The organism is Zobellia sp. OII3, from assembly GCF_002211465.1.
Lineage (GTDB): Bacteria > Bacteroidota > Bacteroidia > Flavobacteriales > Flavobacteriaceae > Zobellia > Zobellia galactanivorans.
Map to the genome: position 1 here is coordinate 1120216 of NZ_MWRZ01000001.1, position 14125 is coordinate 1134340.

A 14125-nucleotide genomic window follows, 5' to 3' on the forward strand; every position below is an offset into this window, starting at 1 on the left:
AGTTTGTTCGATACCATTTCGCACTAAGAGGGCGTAATATGTGTAAATTATATACATCTTTTATAAAGTATGCCATAAATTTGTGTTAAACCATTGCCATGTTAGAGCCCTTTGATGATAGTTATTACATGAAAAAAGCCCTGCAAGAGGCAGAGGCCGCCTATGAAAAAGGGGAGGTGCCCATAGGTGCGGTAATCGTTATTGAAGACCGTATCATCGCTAGGGCGCACAACCTTACCGAACAATTGAACGATGTTACGGCCCATGCCGAAATGCAGGCAATTACCGCAGCGGCCAATTTTTTGGGAGGGAAGTATTTGCAGAACTGTACACTTTATGTGACCTTGGAGCCTTGTCAAATGTGTGCCGGCGCCCTGTATTGGAGCCAAATATCGAGAATAGTTTATGGGGCCAAAGATGAACAGCGGGGCTGCGGGGTTATGGGAACCAAACTTCATCCGAAAACGAAAATACTAGGGGGTGTTCTTGAGCAAGAGGCCAGTGCGTTGATCAAGCGCTTTTTTATTCAGAAGAGAAACCTAAATTGAAGTCTTATCATTGGTATTTGAAAACAGAAAACCCTAACATGGAGGTGCTAGGGTCTTTGTAATGATAACTGAATCTATATTTAGCCTACCACTTGAACTTGGGCGGCAACAATGCCTTTTCGGCCTTCTTCCTCTTCATATTCTACTTTGTCCCCTTCATTAAGAGTTGTACCGTTAAGTGCTGTGGCGTGTACAAAAATGTCCTTCCCTGTGTCGTCGTTGGTAATGAATCCATAGCCTTTGGACTCATTGAAAAATTTTACTGTGCCAGTCATGTTAAAAGAAATTAGTTCATAAAAGTTTCCATCTAATTTATAAATTTTTTGATTAGGCTGGCTTAAAATATATCAAATAATCCTACAAAGTTTATTGATTATCAGTCTTTTCCGTTTCTTTTTCACGCATTTTTTTTATGTTTTCCTCGGTTAGCATGTAGTCTTTCATTTGCTTTCCTTTACTGTATACAATTAAGAAAAGCGGCATGGCCACCAAAAAGAGTCCCACAGTGCCCGACCCGATAAATTTATGGCCAAGGGCCAAGTTTTCCTCTTGAATATAAAAGCCGTAAAAAATCGCCCCAAAGCAGGCTAGTGTAATACAAACGATGAGATATTTCATTTTGATAGTCTTGATTGAGAAAGTTTTGCAACAGCAAGCGAAGCTTAGCCGGTAAAGTTAATGAGTTCCCTGCGATAAGCCGTCAGTAATTTTGATTTGGAAACGAAACCGGCATACTGTCCTTTTTTGATTACGGGCAGATTCCAGGCTCCACTGTGTTGAAATTTTTTCATTACCACTTGCATACTGTCCTTTTCGTAGAATATGTGTTCTGGGGCATTGTGCATAAAGGTTTCTACCTTGGTGTTTTCGTAAAGTGAGGTGTCGAACATAAATTCGCGAATATCGTCTAGGAGGACAATACCTACCAAGGCCTTGTTTTTGTCGACTACGGGGAAGATATTACGAGTGGATTTTGCTACGGATTTATGAAGCATCTCGCCCAAGGTCATATCTGGGTATACGGTTTTAAAATTAGTTTCAATGACATCGTCAAGTTTCATCAAAGTTAGTACCGATTGGTCTTTATTGTGTGTCAACAAAGATCCACTTCGGGCCAATTCCTTGGTATATATGGTATAGTCAATGGCATTTCTGGTAATGAGATACGATATGGAAGCTGTAATCATCAGCGGTACAAAAAGTTCATACCCTCCAGTGATTTCGGCAATCAGAAAAATGGCGGTCAATGGGGCGTGCAACACCCCCGCAATAAGTCCGGCCATACCAATCAAGGTAAAGTTGCTTTCTGAAACGGAAAAACCTATGCCAGAGTTATTGATGACCTTGGCCATGACATTTCCGAGGGCGCTGCCCATAACCATAGTGGGAATGAAAATGCCCCCTGCGCCACCGGCTGCCAAGGTAGTGGTCATGGCTACGGCCTTGAAAATGGTGATACCGAACAATAGGGCAATGACCACCCAGATGTTGGTGGTGTATGAATCAAAGGGCGTCTTACCTAGGGCTTTAATATGGTTTCCGTGCAAGAGGTCGTTGATGAAGCTGAAGCCCTCACCGTAGAGGGGTGGAATAAAATAGAGCATAATGCCTATGGATACGCCTCCTACAAGTAACTTGTATTTAGGTGTTTTTAGACGGGAGAATAACTTCTGTATACCAAAATACATACGAGTGAAGTAAATTGATGCAAAGGCGGTGCCTATACCTAAAATGATGTAAAAAAAAGTGTCTTTGACCTCAAAGTTTTCCGATAGGGTAAAGTTAAACAGGACCTCATTTCCCAAAAAGAAATAAGAGGTGAGCACCCCAGATATCGACGCGAGCAAAAGGGGGAGCATAGATAGCATGGTAAAATCAAGACTAAAGACCTCTACCGCAAAAACAATGGCCGCAATGGGCGATTGGAATATGGAAGCTATGGCACCGGCCGACGCACATGCGATCAAGAGCGATCGGGTTTTGGCATTAATATGGAAAAAACGCCCGATGTTAGAGCTGATGGCCGCGCCTGAAGCTACAGCGGGTCCCAATAATCCTGTAGAACCCCCGAAGCCAATGGTGAGAGGGGCTGCAATGAGTTGGGTGTAAATGTGTTTAGATTTGATGATTCCCTTTTTTTTGGAAAGCGAAAAGAGAATGGAAGAAACAGCATGTTGTAGCTGCTCTTTGTGAATGTACTTAACGTAGAGATAGACCAAGGTAAGTCCGATGATAGGTAAAATAAAGTACAGGCTGTTGCTCGATATCAAAATACCTTGCTCTAGGGAAACCTCAATAAAGTACACGATGTTTTTAAGGGTGACCGAGGCCAAGCCTGCCAAAAGTCCCACCAAAACACTCATAATGTGCGTAAAAGTCTTGTTGGAGATATTTTTATATCGCCACTTTAAAAATTTGGTAGATAGTCTTTGTAGTTTAGTGGGCATTATACAGGTTTGCTATCTAAAATATGAAAAATCCCGCACCAATGCGGGATTAACTTTTATTACGCTTCAATATCTAATTTGAGCTTTAGTTCATGAAGTTGCTCCCGGTCAATAGCTGCTGGAGCATCGATCATAACATCACGTCCGCTGTTGTTCTTTGGAAAAGCAATGAAGTCCCTTATCGTTTCCTGTCCCCCCAAAATAGATACCAATCGGTCTAAACCAAAGGCGATACCTCCATGTGGTGGAGCGCCGTACTGAAAGGCGTCCATAAGAAAGCCGAATTGGGCCTGTGCTTCTTCAGGGGTAAAGCCAAGGTGTTTGAACATTGTGCTCTGTACGTCCCTGTCGTGAATACGGATGGAACCTCCCCCTATTTCATTACCGTTCAATACTAAATCATACGCATTGGCGCGTACTGCGCCAGGGTCGGTTTCCAGTAATTCCAGTTGACCTGGTTTTGGAGAGGTAAAGGGGTGGTGCATGGCATGGTAATTCCCTGTTTCTTCATCGAGTTCCAATAACGGAAAGTCAATAACCCATAACGGAGCGAACTCATTCGGGTTGCGCAAGCCCAGTCTTTCGGCAAGTTCCATTCTTAGGGCACTGAGTTGGGTTCGGGTTTTGTTGGCGTCCCCAGAGAGTACGCAAATAAGGTCCCCTGGTTTGGCCTCGGTAATCTTGGCCCATTTGGCTAAGTCTTCTTGGTCGTAAAATTTATCTACGGTAGATTTAAAGCTTCCGTCTTCATTGTATTTTACGTAGACCATTCCCTTGGCGCCGACTTGGGGTCTTTTGACCCAGTTTACCAAGGCATCCAATTCTTTACGGGTATAGCTGGCCCCGCCTGGTACGGCAATACCCACTACTAGCTCTGCAGAGTTGAATACGCCAAAGTCTTTGTGTTGGGTAACCGCGTTAAGCTCGCCAAATTCCATGCCGAAGCGAATGTCTGGTTTGTCGTTTCCGTAAATGCGCATGGCGTCATCGTAGGTGATTCGTGGGAAGGCCGATATCTCTACCCCCTTGATTTCCTTTAGCAAATGTTTGGTAAGGCCTTCAAAGGTATCGAGAATGTCCTCTTGTTCCACAAAGGCCATTTCGCAGTCGATTTGTGTGAATTCTGGCTGACGGTCGGCCCTTAGGTCTTCGTCGCGAAAACACTTTACGATCTGAAAATATTTGTCCATACCCCCTACCATAAGCAATTGCTTAAAAGTTTGTGGAGATTGTGGCAAGGCGTAGAACTGCCCTTCGTTCATTCGGCTGGGCACTACAAAATCGCGGGCCCCTTCGGGTGTTGATTTTATTAAATATGGGGTTTCGACTTCAACGAAGCTATGGTCGCTAAGGTACTTTCGAACTTCCATACTTACCTTACTTCTGAAAATAAGGTTGTTTTTTACGGGGTTTCTGCGAATATCAAGATAGCGGTACTTCATTCGAAGGTCTTCACCGCCATCGGTTTCGTTCTCAATGGTAAATGGAGGGGTTTTCGACTTGTTAAGGAGAATAACCTCATCGACGAGTACTTCAATGCCCCCTGTTGGGATATTGGGGTTTTTAGAGGTCCTTTCAATGACCTCGCCAGTTACCTGCACCACGTACTCGCGGCCTAAGCTTCTGGCCTGTTCGAGTAATTTGGAAGAGGTACGGTCTTCATCAAAGACCAATTGGGTTATACCGTAACGGTCTCTCAGGTCTACCCAGACCACAAAACCCTTATCACGTGTTTTTTGTACCCATCCCGATAGGGTAACCTTGGTATTTATATCTGATTCGCGTAATTCTCCGCAGGTATGGCTTCTGTACATGTGTAAGTCTATTTGAAAGCGCAAATGTAAGAAGTTATGATGGTAACGGCTAAAAAATTCGAGTGTCCTTTTTGTGGTATATGCAGAGGTCTTGTTTTGTTAATGCCTCTAAAATTTAACACATATTTTAATAATTAGATAATTCTTAACTATATTGCTTTTAAAATAACTAATTCAAAACTTTTAAAAATGAAACAAACTTTATTTGGAAAGTTGTATTTCTTGCTGTTTTTTGTGCTACCGACCGTGGTTTTGGCGCAGGGGACAATCAAAGGAAATACTACAGATGAGAGTGGGATGCCGCTTCCAGGGGTCAATGTCGTTGTTAAAGGAACAATGAACGGAACTACTAGTGATTTTGACGGTATTTATGAGATTCGGGTGAATAATTTTCCTGCGACCCTAGTTTTTTCTTATTTGGGATATGCCGATAAGGAAGTTGAAGTTACCGGTACTTCAACATTGGATGTTGCCTTAAAAGAATCGGCTACGGGTCTTGATGAGGTAGTTGTTACAGGTTTGGCAACTTCGGTAAAGCGATCGAATTCCGCCAATGCCGTTGCCTCGGTTTCGGCTGCGGAACTTACGGGCAGAACACCTCCATCTACCCTTGATGGGGCCTTGTATGGTAAATTTGCCGGAGCCGTGGTCAATTCTAACTCGGGTGCTCCCGGTGGTGGTATTTCGGTGAAATTGCGTGGTGCAACTTCAATAACGGGTAATACACAACCCTTATATATAGTAGATGGTGTATATATTGACAACTCTTCCATTGCTGGGGGATTAAATGTGGTCTCCGAGGCAGCAGGGCAGGGAAGTGATGCCAACCAAGATAACCCATCGAACCGTATTGCCGATATCAATCCAGAAGATATAGCGAACATCGAAATATTGAAAGGTGCCTCAGCAGCGGCCATATATGGGTCAAGGGCTGCCGCGGGTGTTGTAATCATTACCACGAAAAAAGGGGTGGCGGGAGAAACGAAATTCAAATTTTCACAATCGACAGGTTTTAGTCAGGCCATCCGCCTTTTTGGACTACGGAACTACAGCGAAGACCGGGTCTTTGATTTGTTTTACTCCCCAAGTGACGATCCTTCAGAAAATCAGTCTTCCCGTGATGCTGCCAATGCTCAAGTGGCCCTGTTTTCACAGGCAAAAAACTCTGGGGGACTTATTGATTATGAAAAAGAGATATTTGGCGAGAAGGGGCTTATCAGTATTACCAATTTTAGTATGAGCGGTGGTGACGAGAAGACAAGGTTTTTTTCGGGAATTACCTATAATAATGAAAACGGTATCGTAAAAAATACGGGATATGAAAAAGCTTCGATACGACTTAATCTCGATCATCGAGCTACCGACTATTTGAAATTTGCATTGAGTTCGAATTATATCTACTCTTCATCGGACAGGGGTTTTTACAACAATGATAACACCGGTGCAACTATCGGGGTTGGTCTAGTTTCTACATATCCGTGGTATGACCTGTTTCCAAATGCAGATGGTGTGTATCCAGATTACGCGCTCGGGGCTTCCAATATTTTGCAGACCCGTGATCAGGTGACCAACAATGAAAAAATTAATAGGGTAATCATGGGGGGTACGGCCAACCTTGATATTTACAAAGCTGAAAAATCAAATTTAGAATTGATTTTAAGAGGAGGGCTTGATTTTTATCAATTGCAGACCCGAGCCATCTTTCCTAAGGACCTACAGTTTCAAAAACCTTCCAATGGAGGTCGTAACGGGGTGTCCGTTCAAGGGGAAACCATCAACAAAAACTACAACCTTTCGGCTTTTTTGGTGCATAACTACTTTACTGAAAACAACCTTCGTTTTCGTACACAGGCAGGTTTGACCAATGAATTTTTTGACCGAAATACAGACTTGATTACGGCAACCGGTCTAGTGGCTTCTGAAACCAATGTTGATCAAGCCGCCAATACAGGGGTCGACCAAACACGGGTGCGTCAAGAAGATGCGGGATTCTTTGTACAGGAGGAAGTCAATTTTCAAGACAAAATTATCGCCACCGTTGGTTTAAGGGGGGATAAGTCATCGAACAATGGTAATGCCAATGAGATGGCTTATTATCCCAAGGCGTCTTTGGCGCTTAGCCTTAACGAATTCGATTTTTGGAAAGAAGATTCTTTTTGGAACCAATTAAAACTAAGGGTCGCTTATGGTGAGGCAGGTAATTTCCCTCCTTCCGGTGCTTTGTTTACTTCCTATAACGCCTTTTCTACAGATGGAATTTTGGGCATCAGCTTAATAGGAAGGAGAGGGGATAGTGAACTGAAATCGGAGCGTCAAAAGGAATTGGAATTTGGTACTGACCTGAATTTTTTCAATGGCCGTTTAGGATTGTCTGCAACCTATTACATCAAAATGGTTGACGATTTAATTTTGTTGGCTTCCTTAGAGCCTTCCACGGGATATACGCAGAGATACGTTAATGCGGGAAGCCTTCGTAATAAGGGTATAGAGATTTCTTTGAATACGGTTCCTGTTGCTACGGAAAATTTTCAATGGGATTTGGGCGTCAATTTTTTCAAGAATGCTTCCGAAGTTACCCAACTTGACGTACCTGCCTATAATACAGGAGCCTTCGGTGCAGGTTTAGGAAGTTACAGGCTTGAAGAAGGTAAGAGTGCCACTCAAATTGTAGGCTCATATGGAGATGAACTTAGGGTAATTGGTGATGGTGAACCTGACTTTCAGATGGGTTTCAGTAATAACCTAAGCTACAAAAAGCTTCAGTTGTCCTTCTTATGGCAATGGAAACAGGGCGGGGACAATATCAACCTGACCAACCTGTTGTCTGATTTGAACGGAACAAGTGCCGACTATGACGATATTACTTTGGATCCAGCTGGTGTAACTCCTAACGGAAAATATAGGCCCGATGCGAATGCCGATGTTTTTGTTCAGGATGCTTCCTATTTGAGGTTAAGGGAAATCGGACTCTACTATACCTTAGACAGTGAGAACTTGCCCAATGTTTTTGGAGACTATGTAGAGAGTGTTAAGTTCGGCCTTTCGGGTTCCAATTTGATCAATATCTTTGATTACAATAGTTATGATCCAGAGGTGTCCAACTTCGGTGGAGGAACAATTTTTACAGGAGTTGAGGTAACACCCTTTCCTTCCTCCAAAAGATATATGTTCAACGTAGCGATTAACTTTTAAAAAAAGAACCATGAAATTATATAAAAACAAATTTTTACTTTGTTCCTTGGTCCTTTTAGGGCTAGGATCATGTCAGGTCCAAGAGTTTTCCGATTTGAACAGCCCAGAAGTAGAGGCGTTTCAAGAGAACATCACAAGGGGTGACCTACCGGACCTTGTGGGCGGGATTCTATACAGTTCAAGAGTCAACTTGGGGAATTATTTTGATGATACCGGAGTAATCGGAAGGGAGTTTTTTCGATTTTCTGCCTCTGATCCGCGTTTGACCGGGGATTTATTGGGAGGAGGAACCAATACTCTTGACAATAATACTTTCTATATTACAAACCCTTGGGCCGCACGTTATAGAACGGTCAAAAACGCGAATTTGATTTTGGGCTTTATTGATGGCCCAGATCAGTCGGACCAGTTTTCCGATGAAGAACTGAATGCTACGAAAGGCTTTCTTAAAACCTTTATAGCTTATGAACTGTTGTTGAATTTGAACCTTACCGATGAGAACGGTATCCGCCTCGATGTCGCCGATGAGCAGAATTTAGGACCTTTTGTTTCAAAATCCGAAGCTTTGAGCGGTATTCGTACCATTTTAGAAGACGCGGCTACGGATCTTGGCAATGGAGGGGATGCTTTTCCTTTTTTCCTTCCTTCAGGCTTCGATGGTTTTGATACCCCAGCTACATTTCTTGAGGCCAACCAAGCTATTGCGGCAAGGGTGGCAACATATCAAGGAGATGCGGCGGCAACTTTATCCTTTTTGGAGAATTCGTTTATGAATTTGACCTCTGCTCAAGATGATTTAAGTACCGGTCTTTACTATAATTTTTCCGAAGACCAGACAGATGCACTTAACCCTATGTACTTCCCTGTTGAAGCGACGGCAGCCGGTGCGCGAATAGCCCAACCTACCTTTTTGTCCGATGCCGAGGCCGGCGACAATAGGTTAAGTAAGGTTGCGGAGCGTAGCGAACCTTTGACCCAAGATGGATTAACGGGAGGCTATGCGGTGGCTTTGTATAAAACCGATACGGACCCTATTCCGATGATTCGTAACGAGGAGTTGATATTAATGTACGCCGAGGCAAATATTACGGTAGATCCGATTGAAGCCGTTGCCGCTATCGACCTTATCCGTGAAAGTGCCGGTTTACCGGCATATACGGGTAATACCGATGCAGCTTCTTTAATTGATGAGGTACTAAACCAAAGAAGGTATTCCCTCTATGCAGAAGGACATCGATGGATAGATATGAGAAGGTATGGTCGGTTGGATGAACTACCTAAAGACAGACCGGAAGATGATGTATGGACGATGTTCCCAATTCCTCTAACCGAGAATCAGTAATAATTCTTTTTACTGTACCTTAAATAACAAGCAAAAACCCCGCCAATTGGCGGGGTTTTTTATTCGGGTGTGTTCTGATCCGTTGTTTTAAGCGGAAGCTTCCAGATGGTTTTCTACCTTTATGGGGCGTTCCTTTTTTCTTCCCCAAACCGCAATTTTTATGCGATAGGTAATGTTGAACAATACCGGTACGATAATCAAGGTCAAGAATGTGGCAACGACTAATCCGAAGATAACCGTCCATGCCAATGGACCCCAGAACACTACGTTGTCTCCCCCCATATAGATTTTGGCGTCAAACTCAGAGAACAGGGAGAAGAAATCGATATTGAGACCTATTGCCAAGGGAATTAGTCCTAAAACGGTAGTAATGGCCGTTAGAATTACAGGGCGTAACCTGGCTTTACCTCCTTTGGTAATGATTTCGGTGACTTCTTCCAATGAGATAAGGTCTTTGTCGCTCAGTCCGAGTTCCACTTTCTTACGGTCGATAAGTATCTGTGTATAATCTAACAGCACGACCCCGTTGTTTACTACGATACCGGCGAGGGAGATAATACCCATCATGGTCATCATAATAACAAAAGACCATCCGGTAACCATCAATCCGCCAAAGACTCCTATAAAGCTCAAGAAGATGGCAATCATAATGATCAGTGGTTTGGATACACCGCCAAATTGAAATACCAATATGAGCATTATAAGCCCTAGTCCAGAGAAAAAAGCGCCGACCAAAAATTGCATTTGCTTGTTTTGTTCTTCGATTTGGCCCGTGAAATCGATTTTTACATCTTTAGGAAGCTGTTTGAAGTTGTCCATTTCTTTCTGGATCTCGGCCACGATCGCTCCGGCATCACTAAAACCAGGTTTCAATTGAGAGTAGATGGTAACTACCCTTTTCTTGTCTTTGTGTTTTATGGCGCTAAAGCCTGAGGAGTTTTTCTGCTTGGCTACGGCCGAGACAGGAATTTCCTTGATTTGGCCGTTTGCGGGATCCCTAAAAATGATGTTCTGGTTGAACAGGGCATTTTTATTATACCGGATATCCTCATTAAAGCGAACGTTAATGTCGTAATCGTCACCATCCAGTTTGTATACGCCTGCTTTTTCGCCAAAAAGCGAACGTCTTAGTTGTAGTCCGACTTGGCCTACGGATACGCCTAGCTCACCTGCTTTTTCGCGATCCACCACAACCTCCATAGAAGGCTTGCTCTTGTTTACATCGATTTTCAACTCTTCAATACCGGCTATGTTCTTGGTATTGATAAAGTTTCGAATATCTTCGGCGGTGTTGATCAATTCGGTGTAATCCTTACCTTCCAGTTCTATGTTGATAGGGTAGCCGGCCGGAGGTCCGTTGGCTTCCTTTTCTACCGAGATGGCCACCCCGGGAAATATTCCGGTCAAGGCTTCTTGAATTTCACCACGCAGTACTTCGGTATCGAGTCCGTTTCTATATTTAAATTCGCGCATTGACAAGGTGACTTTGCCTCGATGTGGCATTTCTGCCGCCGACCCTCCATCGGTTTGGGGGTTACCGGCGCCCTCGCCTACCTGCGATACTGCTGATTCAATCAAAAAGTTGTGCTCCCCATCGGTGTATTTATCTTGGTTTGCTACCTCGAATACCCTTTTTTCGATTTCTTTGGTAAGCTTATTGGTCTTTTCAATAGACGTTCCCTGCGGGTATTCTATATAGGCATAAATCTCATTGGGTTTGTTGTCGGGGAAAAATTCCACCTTCGTACGTCCACTGCCCAACGAAGCCCCGAAAGCCATAAATACGGCAATCAATAGAGCGAAAGTAATACCGAAGTACCAGTATACATTTTTACCTCTAAGGGAATGTGCGATACGTTTTTCGTACCAATTCTCAAAACGCACCATGGCGCCGTTCTGAAAGCTGATAGCCCACTTTTTAAGCGCGTATTTGTAGATCCAGAACATCAGTGCCGTTAGGATCATTACGGAGCCCAAGCCCCTCATGGTCCCACCGAAAATTAAGATAAAAAGTCCGAACCCGCCCAATATGGCACTAATACGGATGAGTTGCTTGACGGTAAGTTCTTTTTCGCCGATTTCCATAAATTGGGAAACCAACATGGAGTTCATGAAAATGGCCACGAAAAGTGACGACCCCAGAACTACCGATAAGGTAATCGGGAAATAGATCATAAACTGGCCGAATATACCGGGCCATAGACCGAGGGGTACAAAGGCTGCCACGGTAGTCAATGTTGAAATGATGATAGGAAATGCAATTTCACCGATACCTTTTTTGGCGGCTTCGGTGCGCGACATGCCTTCGCTCATTAAACGATAGACGTTCTCAACGACCACGATTCCATTGTCGACCATCATACCCAGTCCCATAATCATACCGAAAAGGATCATGGTATTCAAGGTATAGCCCAAATTGTTTAAGATCATGAACGACATAAACATTGACATCGGAATGGCGAAGCCCACAAAAAGGGCGTTTCTAAAGCCTAAAAAGAACATCAGTACCGTTACGACCAAGATTATACCAAAGATAATGTTGTTTACAAGGTCATCGACCTGGTTCAGTGTCCTGCCTGAAGAATCATTGGCAATGGTGATGTTCAGGTCGGCCGGAAAATAGCTTTCTTGCTCTTTTTTTACGATTTCACGAACCTTGGTCGTCGCTTCGATCATGTTTTTGCCCGATCGTTTTTTGATGTCGAGCATTACCACGTTTTTACCGAACTCTCGGGCGTATGTGGTTTTTTCTTCCTCTGAAAAACTAACTTCGGCTATGTCTTTTAGGTATACCGCCCCGTTCTCGGATTTTACTACAAAGTCGTCTAGTTCCTTGGGGTCGTCGATTTCGCCTAAAATACGTATGGTCCGGCGTTGTCCGCCCGATTGGATGTTACCGGCCGACATGGTAGAGTTACCGTTGCTGATGGCATTGATAACATCTTGAAAGCTGACTTTTGAGGCCATCATTTTATAGACGTCTACGGCCACTTCTACCTCCTTCTCTTGTGCCCCGCGAATGTTTACCTCTTTGATCTCGGGCAAGTCTTCAATTTCATCTTGCAGGTATTCGGCAAATTCCTTTAGCTTTTCAACGGGATAGTCGCCTGTGAAATTCACGTTCATGATCGGAAATGACTCCGACAGGTTAAGATCAAAGACATTGGGCTCGACTTTGGCATTGTTAAAGGTGGGCCAGTCTTCTCCGGCCTTTTCGCTATCTACCTCATCCTTGACCTTCTGTTTAGCCTGTTCCACCGTTAGGTCTTCATCGAACTCGACCGTAATTATCGAATAGTCTTCTTGCGAAGTAGAGGTTATCTCGACTACATTACTTACGTTTTTAAGCCGATCTTCCAGAGGGTCGGTAATCAAACGTTCTACGTCTTCTGCCGTGTTACCTGGGTAAATGGTACTGATATAGATTTTGGTCTCTACGATTTCAGGAAAATCTTCACGGGGCATTGCAAAATACGACTTCAGGCCCAACCATAGGAAAATGGCGATCATCACATAGATGACCGAGGGATTGTCAATGGCCCACGATGCAAGGCTAAACTCTTTATCGGCGTTTTTCTGTTGTTTACTGTTCATCGGTCTGGTCGTTTAGAATTTTAACCTTTTGGCCGTCTTTTACACTTCTGGCGCCTTCTTCAATGATATGGTCGCCATCGGAGATACCGGAGAGGACTTCGATATGGCTGCCCTGGGTCTTGCCTGTTTGAATGATACTTTTCTTCAATAGGGCCTCATTTTCGCCATCTGTGGGTTGGGCCACATAAACGTATTGCTCGCCTTCGGCGTTTTCCGAAATGATACCTTGGGGAATGACTATGGCATTCTCATTGGTGTAATCGTTAATGCTCACTTTGGCGGAAAGGTTGGGTTTGATGTTCCCTTTCTTGTTCGGTACGGGAATCTCAGCACTAAATGCGCGGTTGCTCGGATTGATGAAATTTCCGGTCTGACGCACCTTGGTCAAGATCGAATCGCCAAGAACGGGAAAATAGACCTTGGCTTCCTTACCCTTTGTTATCCCGCCTAGGTAGGTTTCAGGTACATCTACCTCAATGTACATGTCGGAAAGGTTTACGATCCTAAAAACCTCAGATCCCGGGCCCGGAGAAACAACGGTTCCCTGATCTTTGATGACATCATCTATAATACCTGAAAACGGCGCCCTTATCGATGATTTGCCTAGTTGGCTTTCGGCTTGTTTTACGGCATCTTCGGCGGCCTGATAATTGGTTTGTGCCGATAAATACTCTATTTCAGAACCTATTTTTTGCTCCCATAGGCGTTTTCTGCGTTCAAAGGTGGTCTTGGCAAGTGCGGCTTGCGACTTTAATTGCGACAATTGGCTGCTTCTTCCTCCGTCGTCGATAACCGCTAAGACTTGTCCTTTTGTTACACGCTGTCCTTCCTTCACATAAACACGCTGTAGGGTACCTGACATTTCAGGGTAGATCAAAACGTTTTGCTTGGTCTTGACATCGCCCTGTAGTTCTAAAAAGTGTTCGAACTTTCCGACCTTCGCCACAACGGTGGTAACCAGTGGCAGTTTTTCTTCACCGCTCATGCTGCTAATGGCCGAATCAAGCTTTTGTAATTCGGTCTCGAGGACTCTTTGCTTTTCCGAAAGTTCGGTTTTCTTGGCCCGTATGGTTTCGATGTTCCCCTCCGAAATGATATCGATCACAGAGGTCTGTTTCCCTCCACATGCGGAGAAGAGAAGGGCCGAGGTCGCTAGATATAGTATTTTTTTCATCTTAAAAGTTTGTT

General features: G+C 43.9%; 9 protein-coding genes. 3 read left to right on the forward strand and 6 right to left on the reverse strand.

Annotated features, from left to right (window positions below):
• Nucleotides 1–98: 98 nt before the first annotated feature.
• Nucleotides 99–548 (forward strand): nucleoside deaminase, encoded by a 450-nt coding sequence (locus tag B4Q04_RS04710; RefSeq protein WP_013993298.1) that lies wholly within the window; start codon nucleotides 99–101, stop codon nucleotides 546–548.
• Between the two features lie 80 nt (nucleotides 549–628).
• Here the strand turns inward: B4Q04_RS04710 and B4Q04_RS04715 are convergent, their stop codons facing one another.
• From B4Q04_RS04715 to aspS, 4 genes are all read right to left on the reverse strand, one after another.
• Entirely contained in the window at nucleotides 629–823 is a 195-nt protein-coding gene (locus B4Q04_RS04715) for a cold-shock protein (protein ID WP_013993299.1), read from the reverse strand.
• Nucleotides 824–914: 91 nt separating this feature from the next.
• Entirely contained in the window at nucleotides 915–1166 is a 252-nt protein-coding gene (locus B4Q04_RS04720) for a hypothetical protein (RefSeq protein ID WP_013993300.1), read from the reverse strand.
• A 44-nt stretch (nucleotides 1167–1210) separates the two neighbouring features.
• Nucleotides 1211–2995: a chloride channel protein gene (locus tag B4Q04_RS04725; protein ID WP_013993301.1), complete on the reverse strand. Its 1785-nt coding sequence runs from the start codon at nucleotides 2993–2995 to the stop codon at nucleotides 1211–1213.
• Between the two features lie 59 nt (nucleotides 2996–3054).
• Nucleotides 3055–4809 (reverse strand): aspartate--tRNA ligase, encoded by a 1755-nt coding sequence (gene aspS / locus B4Q04_RS04730; RefSeq protein ID WP_088696116.1) that lies wholly within the window; start codon nucleotides 4807–4809, stop codon nucleotides 3055–3057.
• A 189-nt stretch (nucleotides 4810–4998) separates the two neighbouring features.
• On the opposite strand from aspS, the gene B4Q04_RS04735 reads away from it, so the two are divergent.
• Both B4Q04_RS04735 and B4Q04_RS04740 read left to right on the forward strand, forming a co-directional pair.
• Nucleotides 4999–8001, forward strand: a complete 3003-nt coding sequence (locus B4Q04_RS04735) for a SusC/RagA family TonB-linked outer membrane protein (RefSeq protein WP_088696117.1) — start codon at nucleotides 4999–5001, stop codon at nucleotides 7999–8001.
• Between the two features lie 10 nt (nucleotides 8002–8011).
• Nucleotides 8012–9343: a RagB/SusD family nutrient uptake outer membrane protein gene (locus B4Q04_RS04740; protein WP_013993304.1), complete on the forward strand. Its 1332-nt coding sequence runs from the start codon at nucleotides 8012–8014 to the stop codon at nucleotides 9341–9343.
• An 87-nt stretch (nucleotides 9344–9430) separates the two neighbouring features.
• Here the strand turns inward: B4Q04_RS04740 and B4Q04_RS04745 are convergent, their stop codons facing one another.
• Together B4Q04_RS04745 and B4Q04_RS04750 are read right to left on the reverse strand one after the other, a co-directional pair.
• Nucleotides 9431–12937, reverse strand: coding sequence for an efflux RND transporter permease subunit (locus tag B4Q04_RS04745; protein ID WP_088696118.1), 3507 nt, complete (start codon nucleotides 12935–12937; stop codon nucleotides 9431–9433).
• Nucleotides 12927–14111 (reverse strand): efflux RND transporter periplasmic adaptor subunit, encoded by a 1185-nt coding sequence (locus B4Q04_RS04750; protein WP_013993306.1) that lies wholly within the window; start codon nucleotides 14109–14111, stop codon nucleotides 12927–12929. The genes B4Q04_RS04745 and B4Q04_RS04750 overlap by 11 nt, the downstream gene beginning before the upstream one ends.
• Between the last annotated feature and the right edge of the window lie 14 nt (nucleotides 14112–14125).